The following is a 19,356-nucleotide window of genomic DNA, read 5'->3' as shown; positions in this document are numbered from 1 at the left end:
TTCGCATATATACAGTCATTATGACCCAATCTATCCCATTTTAATCTTCTCATCCACAGTAACAACACGTAAAGGAGAATGCGCATTAGCCCGATCTACCCGCCATATGGAGCGAATCCACAAAAACGTCATAAGCGGAATCATAATCCAAATCCAACCCGTTTTGAAAATGAGCAGGATATAATCAAATGCGCCGTGCCACACGATCGGCAGCAGCAACGACATCCATAAGTATCTGTTTTGCTTCTGAGGGACGAATTTGGCCTTACCCATGTAATATCCCATCATGACCCCAAACAAAGCATGCCCGGAAACAGGCAACAACGCTCGAAGCATCAATGCTGAAAAGGAAGAAGCGTGTAAGAAGGCGTAAATAATGTTCTCCAACGTTGCAAAACCAAGACTGACAGCTACCGCATATACGATACCATCGTAAGGTTCATCGAAAGCCTCGTGTCTGAAAATCAAGTGATACAGCACCAGCCATTTCAGAAACTCTTCGATGCCGCCAGAGAGAAAAAAGGAGGTCATGAAGGTACTCTCACCAAATTGCTGGATAAAAGCATTCTGAAGCACCATGGTCGGATACACGAGCAATACACCGAAAACGAACATACGAATAACTAAATGAATCGGTTCCGTTTCGTAGCGATCCTTCAAGTAAAAATACGCGAGCAATGAGAGTCCTGGGGCTACAGCTGCCAACAAGATCGGCACAATATGCAATTTCCAGTTCCCCCTTTTCATTCATTTACGTAACTCTAGTATAAACGTTATTCACTTACATTTCTATGTGTAACATTGGATACTTGGTTACCGAAAGAAGAAAAGCAAAACAAGCACCTCAAAAACGATTGTTTTTGGAGATGCTTGTTTCATTCAATGACAGAAGGACATGCGTCCTTTGTTTATTTGAAATGGCGGCAGAGTACTTTCACAGCATCGTCAGCAATAATCGTCTTGCCGTATTCTTCAAGAACAGCTTGGGTTACGGAAGCCGCTTCGCCGAACTCAGATAATACCGCGATTAACGCTTGATACTTCGTTTCCTCGAGTTCAACAGGCTCCAGCTGTAAAATATATTTCCCTTTATACGAATAAAGGGTACCGCCTTCCATTAGAAGGGGATTAATTACTTTGGACACACGCACCAGGTCTTCAAAATCTCGGAATGCATAAGAGATTAAATCGCTTTGTTCAAGCGTTACTTCCATTTCGTACACTTCTTCAGCCTCATGATCATCATATGCATCCGAATTTGCATACAAATCAAGCTTACCTCTGGTTACAATAACAACCATTCCTTGTGCTGGCAGCGCGAATACCTCAACAGCAAGTGGGCCGGATGGGTCGAATCCGAGCTCAGAATATGCTTGATCCATCATTTCACTGAATAATTCGTGTACTTTGGGAATTTCTCTCCACATATCGTCTTTTTGAATTCCGCGTTCAGTTAAGTCATCGAAGGTTAGGAAAATCCGTATCTTATCCTGACTTAAGCGTTCTATTTTCATGATAGGATCCTCCTTTGAGCTCTCCGTAAGGAAAGCTTGCATCGAAAGCATGGTCACCTTATTTCATTCAGAATATGTTAGAAAAATAAAAAGGTGAACCATTTGACAAAGAAATGGACATGCATCCATCTATTGTTTTCACCTATCATGTTAACATTAAATCTTTGCAATTGCACGCTATAGTTATGTATAAAAAGAAAAAGCACAGCCGGCCCCGTGGGTATGCCAGACTGCGCAGAGAGATACTTGATTATTGAATTGTTGAGGCCGTAGCTTTATTATCCTGCAAAATTTCATTCACAGTAGCCTTTAAATGCGGGTCTTCTTTCACAATTTTCTCTACTTGATTCAAGCCAGTTGAACTCGTTGACGAGAAATTTCTACTCATCGAATCGCCAAAAGATTTGTTACTGAACGAGTCTTTGGCTTTGTCTACAACCTTCCCCATCGACTCACTTGATGAGCTAAATGCGGAGAATAACATGGATTTACTTTTACGATTGAGATAAATAACAGCCGCCGCCCCCGCAATACCACCGAGCATAAATGTACCTAATTTCATTGGATCTCCCTCCATGATAAGTAGTATGAATCCTTCCTAGGTTGTGCGAGTTTAGAAGTCGACATACGTGAAGATGGAAGGAAAACATAGGAGAATTGGCATCTGCGAAATGTATGAGATAATGTGGTACTATAAGTGATGACCATAAAGCAAGGATCTGAGGAGAAGACGAATCATGAATAAGAAAGCAAGCACACTCATCGTGACAGTTATGCTTCTATTAGCTGCCTGTTCGGCCAATCAAACAGAAACGAGTCCAGCTTCTACAACAACATCAACACCCGCAGTTCAAGCAACTACAAGCCCGAGTCCAACGGCTTCACCAACAATGGCGCCAACACCAACACCGACTCCTACTGCTCCCGTGCAGGAGATTGTTGCGAAGACTTATCACTTGAATAAGAATTACGATATCGTTCCCAATGATCCCAATGGCAACAAAAAAGTTGTCCTTCTCACCTTCGATGACGGCCCCAAAGATCAGACGATGAATCAATCCCTTATCGATACCCTGAAAAAGCACAAGGCCAAAGCGATCTTCTTCATGAACGGCTACCGGATCAAGCAAAAGCCTGAGCTCGTTAAACTCGTATTTGATAGCGGCAATCCCATCGGCAATCATGCTTGGGACCATGATAATTTAAAAGATATGACCAATGAAAAAATTGATCAACAAGTCGATGATAACCAAAAAATAATCAAAGAATTAACCGGTCAGGCTCCGCAGTTTTTCCGTCCTCCGTTCGGTTCCGGCAATGATTATTTAAAAACGAAAATTAAAAATAATAAAATGCTGTATATGACTTGGTCCAATGGTTCTTTGGATTGGGAAATGACGAATGCAAAAAATGATCCAAATAAAGTCGTTGAGAATGTCTTGCAGCAACTGCACTTCGGCAGCAATATTCTGATGCATGAGCTTCCGTGGACGGTGAGCATCCTAGATACCCTCCTGACGAAGCTTGAGGAAAAAGGCTATACTTTTGTTGACCCGAATGCCATTGAGCTTGAGATGAGATGAAATAAGAGCCATAGGTCTCCACACAAAATTGTGGTTACCTATGGCTCATTTTTATTATCCTATAGCTTGGAATATTTAATTCCCCAAATTGTTAGACTCACCACTAGCGCAATAAACAACCAAAGTAACGTCATATAGAAAAGGTTCGTCCACCGTCCTTGCTCAGATGGATGAACCGCTCTACGCGGCGGCAAATAGGTCTCATCCTCCTGCTTCTCTTCCAAAACTGGATTCGACCGAGAGGCTGCTCTTTCTCCTACACTCATGAAACTTGATCTTCCTCCTTGCTGAATCTAAGTATGCACCCCATCACCATATCAATCATAAAGTGGGCAATTATCGGTGTCCATAGGCTTCCCGTATGAAGGTAAATCCAACCTAAGCCATAGCTAATACTGAAAACCATACCGGTCATGAGCCAATGCTGAAGGTAGCGTACATGAATCGCTGCAAACAAAATGCTTGTCCAGTAAGGCCCCCAGGCATGTTGAATCGCTCCGCGGAATAGAACTTCTTCACATATTGCCACGATAAAAGAAAGCAGCGCAATATGCCAAAGGGCCCTATTTCCAAAAATCATTTGATTGATACCGCCGTCATCGGCGACTTCCTTAGGTACCCATCTTGAAATAAGTAAGTCTACTCCTAGAACACCGATTGCAAATAGACAACCCCAAATGGGTACTTGCCAACCCCCTTGAAACTTGAACAAGGAAATAAAATTTGAATTGCTCTGAAAAAACAAGATGATAATTCCGATAATAAGCGTAAGCAGTTGAGTCATGTAAAGATTTAGTAATAAAGTCCTGTCATTTAATTGATTGATATCGACTTTCCCAATACGAAGGTTCTTAAAATCGAATTTTTTCAAAGAAAGCCGCCTCATTTCCTCAAATTATTCCTTTTTAGAGCTGTTTCACCTATACTAGAACAAATAAAAGAGACAACAAGGAGCTAGATTTATGGAGAAGCGTCTTACCCGCACGGATTATTTATTTGCCCTCATGTTCATCTTTATGCTGGTCTGTATCCTTGGAGCTTTTTTCTATGGCTTGCGACTAGGTCAAACGAAATCAGATCAGAAATATGATAAAATTCTACATGCTGATCAGGCTGTTACACCTGCGATTGGCGCTTATGATCAACAAGTATTGGTGTCATATTACCATACCATCTTTTTACCCTTTAGGGAATTTCAGAATAAATGGTTTGAATTGATGAGTCAAATTGAGATGGGTAATGCCACTGTGGACGCCTCCGCGGTGTTGAAAGAGCTTTACAAAATCGCAGATGAGAAATATGGCATACTAAAAAGTAAAAATATGCCCGACACATCACCCTTATTGGTACAGTCGCACCAAGGTTATCTCAAAAGCCTGAAGCTGTTCGCTGATTCATTAAACAGCTATCAAGCCAAAGCCAATGGTCAAAGTCATGCACAACTGATTGACGCCATTCAAAAAGATCCTTACTTTCTTGAGGCCAAGACACAAGCATTAACCGCGCAAAAAAATTATTTCGATTCCATTCTAGCTTGGGATGGTACGCTTGATCCCGATATCGAGTATTTCGATCCGAATAATAATGCCAACCTTGATCAATGGCGAGCTATGAATTTAAACGTAAAAAATGTATACATAACCGCTAAATTATTGAAGAACAAAGCATTTTCACCGTTTTACCCGCAGGATTTAACAATTCGGATCGATGAATTCATTGCTTCTGGACAAGCCAAGAAATTAAACGTGAACGACGTGAATCAAACCATGGAATTATTACTAAGCACAAATGCTGTTCGAACAGGTGATTTCGTTAAAGGGAAGTCCAAATGGTATACCAATGAAAACCTTCCACAACTTCCATTCTTCTCTGATGTGAATTAAGCAAAAAAAGCTGAAGGCCGGGTCATTCAATGACCTTGTCCTCAGCTTTTTGCGTTTAGTCGTATTGCACGCCGCGGAACATCGCAATAGCAGCCATTCCACCGTCCACATTAATGACACGGTCAAATCCATTTTCTTTTAAAAATTCAGCAACCCGAAGACTGCGTACCCCATGGGCACAAACAAGATAAATATCAGCATCCTCTGGCAGTTCACCCATCCGATGAGGAATTTGTCCCATAGGTATTAATTTGGCTTCTTCCATATGATAATAATCCCATTCGTGCTGTTCTCTTACATCAATGATAACGCTATTTCCTAGCGTTTGCTGATCCACGCCTTGAAGAAAAATTTGCGGATAAATGTGATTAATTTCCATTATTGTACACGCTCCTACATCCTTTAGTTAAGAACTATACTTTCACTGTACCATACACGAAAAAGAGGCTCAAATATTAACAATATGTGATTGCTTTCTTAACATTCTTGCTTTAAAATAAACGAAAAGCTTCTGAATGATTGTCAATCCGAACATTCATGACGGTAAAGTGAAAAATCGTTCGACAAGTATTGACACGATTTCGAACGCATGGTAATCTATTAAAAATTCTATATCACAGTACAGCGTTGACGGAGCCAAGCAAGTAAAGTAGCTTTCAGAGAGCCGATGGCAGGTGCGAATCGGTAGCGAACATATTGCGGAGCACTCCAGAGTTATTGCATTGAAGCTTAGTAGATGCAATCGGATTAGGAACACGTTACAGTTCCAGGTCGCAAGACCAAATGAGGCTATCCATGCGAATGGGCAGCGAACTAGGGTGGTACCACGAAAGCAATCTCTCGTCCCTTTGGCTACAGGCTAACTGTCTGTGTCCGAGGGTTGGGAGTTTTTTTATGTTCAAATCTAAGGAGGAAACGAATTATGTACAAAGTTCTAGTATCCGATCCAATTAGTGACATGGGAATTCAAATGCTTTATGATGCAGCTGATGTTGAAGTGGTTAAGCAATCTGGTCTATCCGAAGACGAACTTATCGCGATCATTGGTGAGTACGATGCCCTACTAGTTCGTAGCCAAACAAAGGTAACTGAGAAAATCATGAATGCCGGCACAAAGTTGAAAGTTATTGGCCGCGCCGGTGTTGGTGTCGACAATATTGATTTGGAAGCAGCAACAAAACGCGGAATCATCGTCATCAACGCACCTGATGGTAATACCATCGCAACTTGCGAGCTTACCTTCGCAATGATGATGGCAACTGCACGTATGATTCCTCAAGCCTACAAGAAAACAGTTGGCGGAGAATGGGATCGTAAATTCATCGGTGTTGAGCTTCGTAACAAAACACTCGGTATCCTCGGAATGGGACGTATCGGAAGTGAAGTTGCGAAACGTGCGAAAGTATTCGGTATGGAAGTTATCGGGTATGACCCGTTCCTAACGGAAGAGCGCGCTGAGAAAATGGGAGTTAAGCTTGGTACAGTTAACGAAATTGCAGCACAAGCGGACTTCATTACCGTTCATACGCCACTTACGCCCGAAACACGTCACCTGATTTCCAAAACACAATTCGAATTAATGAAGCCAGGCATTCGCCTTATCAACTGTGCACGCGGCGGCATTATCGACGAACTTGCTTTAGTTGAAGCTATTGATCAAGGTATCGTAGCTGGAGCTGCATTCGACGTATTCGAAGTGGAACCGCCAGCGAAAGATCATCCTTTCTTAACGAATCCTAAAGTGATCGTAACGCCTCACCTTGGCGCATCAACGATTGAAGCACAAGAAAACGTAGCGATCGACGTATCCGAGGAAGTGCTTCATATTCTTCGTAACGAACCGTTCAAAAACGCGGTCAACATGCCTCCAGTTCCTGCAGATGTATTGAACAAACTACAACCATACTTCGGTCTTGGTGAAAAAATCGGATCTGTACTTGGTCAAATCGCCCAAGGTGCCGTATCTGAAATCGTAGTCAACTATGCAGGTGACCTCATGGATGTTGATACGAGCCCATTAACACGTTATATTGTCAAAGGGATTTTCCAAAATCAACTTGAATCCATCAATATCATCAATGCGATGCACCTTGCTAAATCACGCGGTGTAAACATCGTGGTACAGAGTTCAAACGCATCAAATAGCTTCACAAACTTAGTAACCGTTACGGTTAAAACGAAGCAAGAAGAAAAAACACTTGCTGGTACGTTGCTTGCTGGCTTCGGCGAACGTATCGTTCGTATTGATCAATACCCGGTTGACTTCGCTGCTGAAGGTAACTTATTGTTGATTTCCCACAACGATAAACCAGGTATCATCGGACGCGTTGGAACACTGCTAGGCAGCAATCAAGTCAATATCGCGACGATGCAGGTTGGTCGTAAAGTGATCGGCGGTTCTGCAATCATGGTACTGACGATTGATAAACCAGCGCCTGCTGAAGTATTGGCTGAACTTACAAAACAAGATGAAATCGTGAATGTTCGTGCCCTTACGCTCTAATAAGCACAAAATGTTTCACGAACAACAAGATTTTATCTGAATATTCTACAATAAAAAGGCGAAATCAGAGTGTCAACTCAGATTTCGCCTTTTTTATGTGTCGAAATTCGCACAATTTTCTGTTTATTTGTGTTCGCACGGCAACCAAATCGTAAATGCACTTCCTTGGCCCCATGTACTTACGACAGATACCGTACCATGGTGGGAATCTATAATATTTTTGACAATGGCAAGTCCAAGCCCCGTCCCACCAGAGGATCCGCGTGTACGGGCTTTGTCTGCCTTGTAGAAGCGTTCAAAGATGAAAGGCAGGTCTTCGGCAGGAATCCCCTGCCCTTCATCCACAATCTCAATGCGGACCGCTGGCCGGTCCTTATAGCGGCCCAGCTCAGCCTTCAAGGCTATACTCGCCCCCGCGGGCGTATGCCTGAAGGCATTGTCGAGCAGGTTCGTCAGCACCTGCTCCAACCGATCCTCATCCGCCCGAAGCAGGATGAGGGGCTCTTCAGGCAGCATCACGCTTAGCGCGATGCCGCGCTCTTTGGCCAGCACCGCGAATTTGCGGTGCATACGTCTCACCAGGGAGTCGAGCTCGACTTCCCTGAAGCTTAGCTCGAGATGGCCGGCTTCCATCCGCGCCAGATCGAGCAGGTCACGGACGAGGCGCCCCATGCGGAGCGACTCGTCGTGGATGACCTGCACGAGCTCCACGCGCTCCTCCGGCGTGGAGGGAATATCATCGAGCAGGGCTTCACTATAGCCCTGCAGCATCGAGATCGGCGTCCGCAGCTCATGCGAGACGTTCGCCACGAAATCTTTGCGCAGCTTATCTAGACGTTCCTCCTCCGTGACATCACGGAGAACGGCCACAGCGCCGCGCACTTGATCGCGTGAGTACAGCGGCGTCATCGCCACGGACCACACGCCATTTTGCACATGAAGCTTGGTAGCGGCTTCTGATGACTCATCGACGACCGCTTCGAAGAGGGGAATCAAGGGCACTGGAATCGGGCTCGAGTACGGGTTACTAAAGCTTGTAAGCCCCCAATCACCTAGTGACGTATCCGGCTTAGGATAGCGCCTAGGCTCCCCATCGTCATCCGACCACTCGATAGTGCTCCACTCTTTCACAATTTTCTCCCCTTGCGGGTTGCTAAGCATGACAGACCCATTCACATCAAGCGTGATGACCGCATCCGTCATACTGCGCAGAATGCTCGATAAGTGCTCCTTCTCTTGACTAAGGGCATTGATGCTTTCCTGCATTTTATCTCCCATATGATTAAACGTCTTGGCGAGTTCACCAATCTCATCCTTGGAAAGGATCGGCACACGCTTACCATACTCACCCATCGTGATGAAATCCGCCGCTTTCTTCAGCTGCTGCAGCGGTCTTGTAATCCGTGAGAATAGGAAGAAGGCGAAAAAGGTTGTCATGAGGAAGCCAACAATCGATACGTAGATGAATAACCTAAGCATATAAGATTGTGTCGCTTCTAACGATTGCAAAGATTGGTATAACAATGTTGCACCAACGATGCCACCTTCCAAATTGTAAAGTGGAACGGCTACAACAAGATATTCTGTCCCCGTATCGAATCGACCGGTGCCTGTTTTATTCACTTGCTTATCTAAGCGTTGACCTTGGAATACAGGCTTTAATTCATCTGCTGTGTAGAAATCCGACACGTGGAAGTTAGGCAGATCACTCCCCTTCGTCGTGGGTATTGCCATTTCTTTCATATCTGTAGAAATCACTAACATTCTTGAATCCTGAAAACTAAGCAGCTCATTGCTTAATTGGTAGAACTGCTCGTTGTACATATGCTCCGTGGCTTCCTCTGAGAATTTGGCCGCCATTAATTTCATGTTATCTGTCTGCGATGTTGCCTGCGAGAAATAATTTTCCATATAATTGACAAGAAAAAAACCTAGTATGAGCAAAACAACCCCAACTAGGCCAATAATCGTCAACCAAAGCTTACCGACGACACTTCTGAAAATAAACACTTATTTAGGCACCTCTAGCTTGTAGCCTACACCCCATACCGTCGTAATCATCGCAGCAGCATCCGGGGATACTTTGTTTAATTTTTCACGAAGACGTTTCACATGTGTATCAACCGTACGTAAATCACCGAAAAACTCATAGTTCCATACATCCTTCAGCAGTTCCTCGCGTGAGAAAACCTTATCCGGCGAAACAGCCAAGTAATGCAGCAATTCATATTCCTTCGGCGTTAAGGCCACTTCTTGACCACCGGCTGTAACGCGATGTGCGTCATGCTCAATGATCAAGTTCGGGAACACAATGTTGTTGCTGGAGCTGGCATCTTTGGATAAATATGCTGTTGCCGAAGAACGACGAAGAATTGCTTTCACGCGATAAATAACTTCACGAGGCGAGAACGGCTTCACCACATAATCATCCGCCCCCACTTCAAATCCGCTGACACGATTCGTTTCTTCGCCTTTCGCAGTCAACATGATGACCGGTGTGGACTTCACTTGACGAAGCCGCGCACATACTTCAATGCCATCAATGCCTGGCAACATGACGTCAAGCAAGACGAGATCGAAGTCAGTTTCAGTCGCCATACGCAGCGCAGATTCCCCATCTTCAGCTTCTTCTATCAAATAGCCCTCTTTCTCCAAATACATTCGGAGCAAGCGGCGAATACGTTCTTCATCATCGACAACAAGAATACTTGGCTTCAATTCCATAAAGCGTCACATTCCTCTCTACAGTTCGAATTTGATATTAAACTCCGGCATAGGAGTGAAGTCCAGCAATAACTAAGTTTACACCGACTAACGTAAACATAACCACGATAAAGCCGATTACTGTTAACCAAGCGGATTTCTTACCTTGCCAACCTTTGGATAGACGAAGATGCAGGAACACGGCGTAGAACAACCATGTGATCAAAGCCCATACTTCTTTCGGATCCCATCCCCAGAATCGGCCCCAAGCCTCTTGCGCCCAAATCATGGCAAATATCAGTGCACCTAAGGTGAAAATTGGATACCCGATCGCAATGGCACGGTAACTGATCTCATCCAGATCCTCCGGATCCATTCCTTTGACAATTGGTCCAATTGCCGCCCCGATTGGCTTACGGGCAACAAGGCGTGCAAGTCCGTACAAGATAAGACCGCCTAGAATGGACCAAATGACTGTATTCAACTTCCGTCCAGCACTTGCACCTTCCATCCATGATGGAGCTGAGAATAGCGGCTCTGACATGCCTAGGAAAGGTTTCATACTATCAACCTTCATGCCGTGCGGACCAACAAATGGCGGCAAGACATACGTTTCAGTCGTATGGTTCGTTTCCTGAACCCCTTGTGTATTCGTCACGATGGCATCTTTGGAAAACACGGCTTTATATCCAGATCCATTGAATGTGAAAATCGATGCGATAAAGGCGACTAGCATGAAAATGAAGAACAGTGTTAGTTCGACACCTCTTTGTTCACGTTTATCAACCTTCGTCTTGCCTTTGTAATCTACTGCGCGAAGTAAGTACATTAACCCGCCGGCAAAACCAACACCGAAGAATGCTTCTCCAGTTGCGGCTGTCGTGACGTGAATTTTAAGCCAATAGCTTTGCAACGCAGGAATTAACGGCTGTACTTCACTTGGAAAAACAGAGGCATAAGCAATAATGATAAAGCCGATCGGTAAAGCGAAAACACCTAGAACTGGTGTACGATAAATGAGATATACGACCAAGAACGCACACATGATCATCATCCCTAAAAAGGTCATGAATTCATACATATTGGAAGTAGGAATATGACCTCCTTCTGTCCATCTTGTGAAGAAGAATGTCACATGGCATGCAAAGCCGGCGACTGAGGTCAGGAACGCTACAAAGCCCCATTGCTTCGTATGCTGCTCTGGATCTCGATTGCTCCATCTTTTACCTGTAATCGAGAGGACGAACAGAAAGAATGCGAGCAAATATACGAAAAATGCAATAAGTAAAAAGGTACTGCTGACAGAGTTTACATTCACCCCTGGTTGCCTCCATTTGCTAATATTTTCGGTGAAACGTCGAAGCCATTCTTATTTAATGCTGCAGCCACTTCATTACGAAGGCCAAAGTAGTTCTTGTTGGTATGCCCGCCAAGCGTTAGCTTGCCAGCATCAATGCGAATCCATATCCGGCGGTGCTGCCAATAGAAGCCCATAATGACACCGATCATAAAGATCGCGGCGCCAACCCAGATATACGGCATTGCCTTATCCACACGAATGTTCAGATACGTCGTATAGTTCGCGAATTGAACGCCTTCCATCGAGCCTACAGCAATCTTCAACTTCTGGCTGATTGCACCGTTGATCGTATCCTGCGAGAAAGTTTCTTTATCAATTTGCCGTGGGAAATACAGATACGGTTCACCTTTGTCTGCAAGTCCTGGGCCTGTAATACTAAAAATAAAAGCAGGTGCTTTTGGATCATTCGATTTCGAGATCGGTTGACCATTCTCTAACCCGAACTCCGGGAAAAATCCTTTCAACGTAAGCTTATAAGGCCCAACTTGGTAGGAATCCTTCGGATTATTCATCGGTAAATCAAAACTGCCGTAGCTCTCACCTGTAACCGGATTACTCAGCGTTGGTTTAACTGAAATCAGAAGCGGTGTCGCTTTGTAATCAAACTGGTAGGCTTGAAGTCCTTTATAATCCAACGGATGATTCACTGTAATATCGGATTTATCCACTTCTTCCAATACAGGCGCACCAGACGTGTCATCGCAATTCGCCGTGCAATGATATAAGACCGCTTGTGTCTCATACGTCTTGGGAACGATTTGCCCTTTTGCCTTAATGCTTTCAGGAAGATCCTTATCATCATAAAGGGTCAAGGTAAATTTCTCGTTTTTAATAAAATAGGACGTATGTGGAATTGGCTTGGTTTCACCTTCCAGGATGCCCATGTACTGATCCATGTGCCAACCAGGAATGCTGCGCATCAGCACGCCGATCAAGAAAATAATGAGTCCAATGTGATTAATATAGGGACCCCAGCGGCTAAAGCGATATTTCTCAGCAAGCAACGCTGAACCATCTGTATGTACGCGATAATTTTTTTTGCGCAGAAGTGCGCCTAACTGATTCGTCCAGGCAACCTCATCGGTATTTGCTGGCAGATCAGCGACAAGTGTCACATTTTGCCTCACGAGAAAATTAAGATGCTTGCGAATTTGTTGCTTGCTTAATGCCCGATAAAGCGGTAACACACGGTCTAAGCTGCAAATAACGAGCGAAGTCCCGATCATGAATAATAACGTAATGAACCACCAGGAGCTAAAGGTGTGTGATAAGCCAAGCGTGTAATAAATTTTTCCCAATGTACCGTAATTATCGGCATAATATTGGGAAGGTTCCATATCCAGAAAGGTATTCTCTTGTGGAAAAATCGTTCCTACAGCGGAAGCAAGCAGTGTGATAAAAATAATCCATACCGCTATTTTGACCGAGGAGAAGAAGTTCCAGACTTTATCAAGCAGAGATGGATTCGTTTTCTGGGAGCGCCGAGCCATCCCGTCATAGCGCATCTCCAAAATATCTCTGCCATCAGCATCAATTAGCGGATTGCCACATGATTCACACAGGGTAGTGCCTGTGGGGTTCTGATGCCCGCAATCGCATTTGGTATTGTAGAACATGATGACCTCCTAAAAAACGTTGCGCACGCAGGCAAGTACGATTGTCGATTACGATTTGGTAACCAAGTTAGCTAATGTTGTATCAATGAAAGATTCTTCCATCTGACCAATCTTCTTCACAGCAATCTTGCCATCTGCGCCAATAAAGAATGTGGTCGGGTAATCCATCACCCCATACGTTTTGCGCACCACTTCGTTCGCATCTAGCAGAACTGGCATATTGAGCTTGTATTGGTCCATGAAGCCTTGCACCGTTACTTTATTCTTATCCACATTGACTTCTAAGAAGACAACGCCCTGAGCCTTATACTTATCATACATTTTCTGCAGATCAGGCATTTCTTCTTTACAGGGTGGACAAAACGTACCCCAGAAATTCACTAGAACCGGTTTCCCTTTGTACTCAGATAGTTCATGTGTCTTACCATCTAGACCGATCAAAGAGAAGTTCGTCGCTTTGTCACCTTCTTGTGGATATTTCTTGCTGGCTGATGCTGACAAATTGGTAATAATCGTAAACACGCCAATAATAAGCACGATTGTAAATATCCCAATCTGTACCCACTTCTTATTACGACCCATTGTTAATCACCTTCGCTTTTTCGACAATGTTAGTATTTTCATATCGAATTATACCCTTATTATAACGAAAAGAAGGCCAATTCTTATTGGCCTTTTTGAACGTTATGTGTCCTTAGAGCTTCGTTCCTAAGCTCTTCAACCTCTTTCGGCGTCAAGTGACGATACTTTGCTCTTGGCAGACCCGTTAAGAAGATTGGACCGAATTTAATCCGCTTTAATTTGATAACAGGAAATGAAATCGCCTCAAACATCCGTCTGACTTGGCGGTTCCTTCCTTCATAGATCGTGATCTGAATGATGGACTCATTCTTCTCCATGTTCACGTCCGCATACTCAACCTCAGCAGGAGCTGTCATCCCGTCTTCTAATTGTATGCCCATTTTTAGCTTGTCTAATAACGTGCCGTGCGGAACCCCTTTAACTGTCGCTTGATACGTCTTAGGAACATGGTGCTTCGGATGCGTGAGCAGATGTGCAAATTCACCATCATTCGTAAGCAGAAGCAGGCCTTCTGTATCATAATCCAAACGACCCACAGGGTAAACTCTTTCACGAATGCCCGGTAGGAAGTCTGTAACAACTTTACGCCCCTCTGGATCTGTTGCACTTGTGATGACACCTTTGGGCTTATTTAAAATGACATAGATCTTCTTCTGCTGACCTATCGCACGTCCATCTACCCTAATTTCATCTTCTTCTGTATTCACTTTCACACCCAGCGTTGTGACGACTTCACCGTTCACTTGCACGCGTCCCGCTGTGATGATTTCTTCACATTTCCGGCGGGATGCGATACCCGCTTCGGCCAATACTTTTTGCAGTCTTTCCATTATCCGCTTTCACCTCACGTTAATGATAACGGAGTTAGGTGTAAATCTCAAGCGGCAACCCAGATTAGCTGACAGAAGGTGACAAATTAATGACGATTTCACATTAAGAGAATACCAAATAGCAAATAACGAGCGAAGCAATGAATCCAACTGCATCCGAAATGAGACCGACCTTGAGCGCATAACCTGCTTTTCGAATACCGATAGCGCCAAAATAAACAGTTATCACATACAGGGTCGTATCTGTACTCCCTTGTACGGTTGATGCGATACGTCCGATCATGGAATCAGGTCCGAATTGCTCAATGAGATCAGTTGTAAAAGCCAATGAACCCGCACCCGTTATCGGGCGCAATATGGCCAAAGGCAGCACTTCTGTCGGCACGCCGATACTTTCAAAGAAAGGCCGCATCCAGCCGATTAGCATGTCCATCGCACCTGAGGCTCGAAACACCGAGATCGCAACCATCATGCCGACGAGATGCGGAATAATTTTGATCGCTGTATCAAAGCCTTCCTTCGCTCCCTCTACAAAGGATTCATAGACGGGAACTTTCCGATAGGCCGCGTATAAAGGGATGAAAACAATCATTATTGGAATTGCCCAGGCCGAAATGAGGGAAACGAGTGCGTACATGCAGGATCATCCTTTCAGCGGCGGAATGGGTGACCGCGACCTTCGATACCATCGATCCACGAAAATAGCAGCGGTCGTGGAAATCATCGTTGCGATGAGTGTTGTTCCTACAATTTCAGCCGGATTCATGGAATTAAAATTCATCCGTATTGCAATAAGAGTAGTCGGAATGAGCGTGATACTCGAGGTATTGAGCGCTAGGAGCGTGCACATGGCGGTACTCGCCTCATCTTTATTGGCGTTCAATTTCTGCAGTTCTTGCATGGCTTTAATCCCCATCGGGGTTGCAGCGTTCCCTAAACCTAGAATATTGGCACTCATATTCGACATGATATAGCCAAGCGCAGGATGATTCTTCGGGATACTTGGAAAAAGAAATCTGACCGCTGGCTGCAGGAGTTTGGCAAGCTTGGCTAAAATACCCGCATCTTCAGCAATTCGCATCATTCCCATCCAGAACACCAACACACTGATTAGGCCAAAACAAACCGTAACCCCATTCTTCGCGCCATCAAACGCCGCTTTCGTAACTGATTCCACATCACCATTGATCGCTGCAACGACAAAACCAATGACGATAAAAAATAACCATATCCAATTTACCATAGGTTAGCTCTCCTTCATTAGACCGCATACAACTCCTTGCTTAATCCGCCCACATGGAACCTGAAATGCTAAATAACCCCTGAACAAGCATTCTGCATATGTACCCATACCTTGTTAATAAGGTTTCCTTATATGGCGCACTTGGCTGAAAAGAAAACGTCGCTTGCGTAGGTGCCTGTAAAAGTGGATTCGTTTTATCGTAGATGGGAATTGTTTGGATCGCCTTGTTTTGCAAAAATATTTGTAACGACCCACGCTCAGCCAATCGATACGCCGTCGAAGTTGGGTCTACTAGGTTGACTTTATGTGTCAAGCCCGCCGCTTCCCCCTCGGCAAGTGGGTAACTGAATGTACGACTGGCTACCCATGGCGTCCCCTCAATGAGATCGCCTTTTTTCACCAGCGTCTGCAATGGGAAATTCTTAAAGCCATACTGCAGCATCCTGGCATGGTCCGCCCAGTCATCGCCATCATTCAACGTAACCGCGACAAGCTGCTGACCGTCACGCGTTGCGGAAGATACTAAGCAGCGTTTAGCCAACTTCGTATAACCCGTTTTCACGCCATCTGCGCCATCGAACATGGAGAGCATCTTGTTTTTATTCAACCAGGAGTAATCCCATGGCTCATTCGGATTCGGAACTTTCTTCAGCTTCGTAGATACAATATCGGCGAACACACTATTTTTCAAAGCATATGCCGTTAGCTTGGCCATGTCATTGGGACTAGAGCGATGTCCTTCCCCTTCATCCAGCCCAGAAGGATTCGTAAAATGGGAGTGGTCCATGCCTAGACTCTTCGCTTTCTCATTCATCAAGTAGACGAAACCTTCGACGCTGCCTCCAATATGCTCAGCGATGGCGGTAGCTGCATCATTACCAGAACGCATCATGAGGCCATAGAGCATGTCTTGAAGCCTCATCTCTTCCCCCAATTTCAAATAAATCGAGGAGCCTTCTTTACCAAAAGCATTCTTGCTCACTTTGACCATGCTATTCAAGTCACCTTGCTCAATCGCAATAATGGCTGTCATGATCTTTGTTAAACTGGCTATACGCATAGGCGTGTCCCCTTTTTCACTATAAAGGATACGCCCTGACTCCACATCAACAAGGGAAGCGCCCACGGCATTCGTATGAATCCCAGGCGGTGCAGCCTCTACCTGGGTCCAAGGTGCAACTAGAATTCCAAGTAAGGCACAGCATAATAGGACGAACTGGGCTTTGGTTTTCATCGGTTTCGTTATCCCCCTACATATACGAACTTGTACACTTCCGAGCTCTTCCAACTGACAAAACTTTGTACAAGTATATGCATGTGGACGAGGGATATGTCCGGGAAGAAGCACAAAAAAAGGCTATCTCTTAGGTCATAAAACCTTTGAGATAGCCCCATCACATTTAATTGTCCAATCTAGGCGAAATCTTAGTATGCTGTCCAGCCAGCATCTGCTGTTACAACTGTACCATTTACGAAACTTGAATCATCCGAAGCCAAGAACAACGCAACTTTCGCGATTTCTTCCGGCTCACCTGCACGTGGATTCAACCCCATACCTACCATCGCTCTTTCCATACCAAATGGATTCGGAGCTGTGATGGTTGTTCCTATGTTCGTGCTCACACCACCAGGTGCGATGGCATTACAGCGAATTCCCAGATTCGCATATTGGAACCCAACATTCTTTGTAAATCCAACAACAGCATGTTTGGAAGCCGTATAAGCTGCACCCGCTCTGGAACCATTCAAGCCGCCTGCGGAAGCAATGTTAACGATGACTCCGCTTTTTCGCTCAGTGAAGATCGGAAGAACTTTACGTGTTGTGCGCATTACTCCTGTTGTGTTAATAGCGAAAACGCGATCCCACAGCTCATCTGTCAAATCGCCAGCTGGAACAAAGTTATCCATAATCCCTGCATTATTTATTAAAATATCCACCGTGCCGAATTCTGACACGGCCGTATCAATCAGTTGTTGAACATCTTCTTCTTTGGCAACGTTCGCCGCAATCGCGATGGCTTTCCCACCCTTGGATTCAATACCTGCTACAACCGTTTGAGCTCCTTCAACACGAAGATCAGAAACGACAACCTGTGCACCTTCAGCAGCGAACAACTCTGCGATTGCTTTTCCCATACCTGACGCAGCGCCAGTAACAATTGCAACTTTTCCAGATAGTTTCATGTATAAAGCCTCCAGTAGTGAATTATTTAAGTACGTGTCCATCCTTGCAAATTGCCTATAGAACTTCTTTCACTTGAAGTATAATAAAGTAGCAAACGTGTTACAATCAGTAAAAAGCTGTCGTTTGTTAGCTAACGAACAATATGCTCGGTTTTGTACACTATCGTCAAAAAGGAATGGATCGGTATGCCCGAAATTGAAAAGAAAATAGATCGTCGAATCGTGAGAAGCAAAATAGCCCTAAGCGAAGCGCTGCTTGCACTTATGGCCCAGAAGTCTTTTACAGCTATTTCGATCACCGAAATCGTCGAATATGCGAATTATAATCGAGGAACTTTCTATGCCAATTATGAAAGTAAAGAAGATTTACTAAATGAAATTATTACCAATTTGACTCAGAAGTTCATACAGTCCTTTCGGGCTCCTTATGAAAAAGTTGAAGTGTTTCGCATTAATGAACTGCCAGCGAATGCAGTCATGATTTTTGAACATTTTTTCCAGAATTCTTCCATGTATGCCGTGCTTTCGCAAAGTGATGTGCTTCCCAAATTAAAAGAGAGCATGTTTACTGCATTAAAAAAAATCACACAAGAAGAATTAATCTATTCAGAAAAAGATCATGAGATAGATCAAGAACTACTTGCTATCTATTCCATTCATGCTTTGCTCGGTCTTATTTTCCATTGGATTGAAAGTGAATTCAAATATTCGCCTTCCTATATGCAAGAGCAATTGATTAAAATCATCAATTGGCATCCTACTGTTGCTAAAACCGCGTTGAGAAGCTCCGGTAAGTGATCGAGACCATCGCATAGAAAAAGCTGTCCTCAAAGGACAGCTCATAATGACCAAATGACTACACGATAAAATTCTGATTCTCAACGTTGGTAACATTCGTTCCCACACTAGTTGTAGCCGCAGGAGCCTTCGCTGACATCCCTTTGATCATACTTTGGATCTTGTCTACGACCTGCGGTGCAGAATCGATTAGACGCTCCAAGATATGCGTTTGGTTGTCTAACGGAACGACCTTGACGCCATTTTTACCGACGACGAGGAAGGCAATTGGTGTAATAGATACCCCACCGCCGCTACCACCACCGAAGGGAAGGGCAACTTTGGCATTAATCGCATCTCCGCGGTTAACTCCGCCTTCGATTTCGATTTCCGAGTCTGTCACAAACTCACTGCCGCCTGCGGCGAAACCAAAGCCGACTTTGGAAATCGGCATGATGACACTGCCGTCTGGCGTTTCGACCGGGTCACCGACAATCGTGTTTACGTCGACCATTTCTTTTATATTTTCCATGGCGACTTTCATGAGGCCTTGAATCGGGTGTTCGGACATCTTCATA

The 19,356-nt window shown here is 44.4% G+C and carries 21 protein-coding genes and 1 other annotated feature; of the genes, 4 read left to right on the top strand and 17 right to left on the bottom strand.

Going from position 1 to position 19,356, the window contains the following annotated elements; translation table 11 throughout:
- Nucleotides 1–30 precede the first annotated feature (30 nt).
- From prsW to A8709_RS26700, 3 genes are all read right to left on the bottom strand, one after another.
- Nucleotides 31–726, bottom strand: a complete 696-nt coding sequence (gene prsW, locus A8709_RS26710) for a glutamic-type intramembrane protease PrsW (protein ID WP_065856866.1) — start codon at nucleotides 724–726, stop codon at nucleotides 31–33.
- 182 nt (nucleotides 727–908) lie between these two features.
- A complete protein-coding gene (locus tag A8709_RS26705) occupies nucleotides 909–1,514 on the bottom strand; it encodes a genetic competence negative regulator (RefSeq protein WP_065856864.1) in 606 nt (201 codons plus the stop codon).
- A 250-nt stretch (nucleotides 1,515–1,764) separates the two neighbouring features.
- Entirely contained in the window at nucleotides 1,765–2,076 is a 312-nt protein-coding gene (locus A8709_RS26700) for a hypothetical protein (protein WP_065856863.1), read from the bottom strand.
- Between the two features lie 175 nt (nucleotides 2,077–2,251).
- On the opposite strand from A8709_RS26700, the gene A8709_RS26695 reads away from it, so the two are divergent.
- Nucleotides 2,252–3,097 carry a polysaccharide deacetylase family protein gene (locus A8709_RS26695; RefSeq protein ID WP_065856861.1) on the top strand — a complete coding sequence of 282 codons (846 nt, stop codon included), beginning with the start codon at nucleotides 2,252–2,254 and terminating at the stop codon, nucleotides 3,095–3,097.
- Between the two features lie 59 nt (nucleotides 3,098–3,156).
- On the opposite strand, the gene A8709_RS26690 is transcribed toward A8709_RS26695, so the two are convergent.
- Nucleotides 3,157–3,363 (bottom strand): YccF domain-containing protein, encoded by a 207-nt coding sequence (locus A8709_RS26690; RefSeq protein WP_065856859.1) that lies wholly within the window; start codon nucleotides 3,361–3,363, stop codon nucleotides 3,157–3,159.
- Complete coding sequence (locus A8709_RS26685) at nucleotides 3,360–3,968, bottom strand: CPBP family intramembrane glutamic endopeptidase (RefSeq protein WP_084225454.1); 609 nt, start codon at nucleotides 3,966–3,968, stop codon at nucleotides 3,360–3,362. Before A8709_RS26685 ends, A8709_RS26690 begins: the two co-directional genes overlap by 4 nt.
- Nucleotides 3,969–4,059: 91 nt before the next feature.
- Between A8709_RS26685 and A8709_RS26680 the strand changes: the two genes are divergently transcribed.
- Nucleotides 4,060–4,980 carry a hypothetical protein gene (locus A8709_RS26680; RefSeq protein WP_065856855.1) on the top strand — a complete coding sequence of 307 codons (921 nt, stop codon included), beginning with the start codon at nucleotides 4,060–4,062 and terminating at the stop codon, nucleotides 4,978–4,980.
- Nucleotides 4,981–5,035: 55 nt separating this feature from the next.
- Here A8709_RS26680 and A8709_RS26675 read toward each other — a convergent pair whose 3' ends face one another.
- Nucleotides 5,036–5,359, bottom strand: a complete 324-nt coding sequence (locus tag A8709_RS26675) for a rhodanese-like domain-containing protein (RefSeq protein ID WP_065856853.1) — start codon at nucleotides 5,357–5,359, stop codon at nucleotides 5,036–5,038.
- A gap of 239 nt (nucleotides 5,360–5,598) precedes the next feature.
- Nucleotides 5,599–5,831: a binding site (T-box leader), on the top strand.
- A gap of 71 nt (nucleotides 5,832–5,902) precedes the next feature.
- On the opposite strand from A8709_RS26675, the gene serA reads away from it, so the two are divergent.
- A complete protein-coding gene (serA, locus tag A8709_RS26670) occupies nucleotides 5,903–7,483 on the top strand; it encodes a phosphoglycerate dehydrogenase (RefSeq protein ID WP_065856851.1) in 1,581 nt (526 codons plus the stop codon).
- 123 nt (nucleotides 7,484–7,606) lie between these two features.
- Here the strand turns inward: serA and A8709_RS26665 are convergent, their stop codons facing one another.
- The 10 genes from A8709_RS26665 to A8709_RS26620 all read right to left on the bottom strand — a co-directional run bounded on the left by A8709_RS26665 (nucleotide 7,607) and on the right by A8709_RS26620 (nucleotide 18,001).
- The gene (locus A8709_RS26665; RefSeq protein ID WP_065856849.1) at nucleotides 7,607–9,493 is read right to left on the bottom strand and encodes a HAMP domain-containing sensor histidine kinase; all 1,887 of its coding nucleotides are present in this window, start codon (nucleotides 9,491–9,493) and stop codon (nucleotides 7,607–7,609) included.
- Nucleotides 9,494–10,207, bottom strand: coding sequence for a response regulator transcription factor (locus A8709_RS26660; protein WP_065856847.1), 714 nt, complete (start codon nucleotides 10,205–10,207; stop codon nucleotides 9,494–9,496). It lies immediately after the preceding gene.
- Between the two features lie 37 nt (nucleotides 10,208–10,244).
- Entirely contained in the window at nucleotides 10,245–11,504 is a 1,260-nt protein-coding gene (gene ccsA / locus A8709_RS26655; protein ID WP_065856845.1) for a cytochrome c biogenesis protein CcsA, read from the bottom strand.
- Nucleotides 11,501–13,162 carry a cytochrome c biogenesis protein ResB gene (gene resB / locus A8709_RS26650; RefSeq protein WP_065856843.1) on the bottom strand — a complete coding sequence of 554 codons (1,662 nt, stop codon included), beginning with the start codon at nucleotides 13,160–13,162 and terminating at the stop codon, nucleotides 11,501–11,503. Before resB ends, ccsA begins: the two co-directional genes overlap by 4 nt.
- A 48-nt stretch (nucleotides 13,163–13,210) precedes the next feature.
- Entirely contained in the window at nucleotides 13,211–13,744 is a 534-nt protein-coding gene (locus A8709_RS26645) for a redoxin domain-containing protein (protein ID WP_065856841.1), read from the bottom strand.
- Nucleotides 13,745–13,827: 83 nt separating this feature from the next.
- Nucleotides 13,828–14,574 (bottom strand): pseudouridine synthase, encoded by a 747-nt coding sequence (locus A8709_RS26640; RefSeq protein WP_065856839.1) that lies wholly within the window; start codon nucleotides 14,572–14,574, stop codon nucleotides 13,828–13,830.
- Nucleotides 14,575–14,677: 103 nt separating this feature from the next.
- Nucleotides 14,678–15,211 (bottom strand): spore maturation protein, encoded by a 534-nt coding sequence (locus A8709_RS26635; protein WP_065856837.1) that lies wholly within the window; start codon nucleotides 15,209–15,211, stop codon nucleotides 14,678–14,680.
- Between the two features lie 6 nt (nucleotides 15,212–15,217).
- Nucleotides 15,218–15,817, bottom strand: coding sequence for a nucleoside recognition domain-containing protein (locus A8709_RS26630; RefSeq protein ID WP_065856835.1), 600 nt, complete (start codon nucleotides 15,815–15,817; stop codon nucleotides 15,218–15,220).
- A 40-nt stretch (nucleotides 15,818–15,857) separates the two neighbouring features.
- The gene (locus tag A8709_RS26625; protein WP_065856832.1) at nucleotides 15,858–17,051 is read right to left on the bottom strand and encodes a D-alanyl-D-alanine carboxypeptidase family protein; all 1,194 of its coding nucleotides are present in this window, start codon (nucleotides 17,049–17,051) and stop codon (nucleotides 15,858–15,860) included.
- Nucleotides 17,052–17,242: 191 nt separating this feature from the next.
- A complete protein-coding gene (locus A8709_RS26620; protein WP_065856830.1) occupies nucleotides 17,243–18,001 on the bottom strand; it encodes an SDR family oxidoreductase in 759 nt (252 codons plus the stop codon).
- Nucleotides 18,002–18,187: 186 nt separating this feature from the next.
- On the opposite strand from A8709_RS26620, the gene A8709_RS26615 reads away from it, so the two are divergent.
- Complete coding sequence (locus tag A8709_RS26615; protein ID WP_065856828.1) at nucleotides 18,188–18,799, top strand: TetR/AcrR family transcriptional regulator; 612 nt, start codon at nucleotides 18,188–18,190, stop codon at nucleotides 18,797–18,799.
- Between the two features lie 58 nt (nucleotides 18,800–18,857).
- Here the strand turns inward: A8709_RS26615 and ytfJ are convergent, their stop codons facing one another.
- Nucleotides 18,858–19,349 carry a GerW family sporulation protein gene (gene ytfJ, locus A8709_RS26610; protein ID WP_065856826.1) on the bottom strand — a complete coding sequence of 164 codons (492 nt, stop codon included), beginning with the start codon at nucleotides 19,347–19,349 and terminating at the stop codon, nucleotides 18,858–18,860.
- Between the last annotated feature and the right edge of the window lie 7 nt (nucleotides 19,350–19,356).

Source organism: Paenibacillus pectinilyticus (genome assembly GCF_001700435.1).
GTDB classification, from domain to species: Bacteria; Bacillota; Bacilli; order Paenibacillales; family NBRC-103111; genus Paenibacillus_E; species Paenibacillus_E pectinilyticus.
The sequence above is the reverse complement of the archived record's forward strand: the minus strand, read 5'-3'. Positions and strand labels throughout refer to the sequence as shown.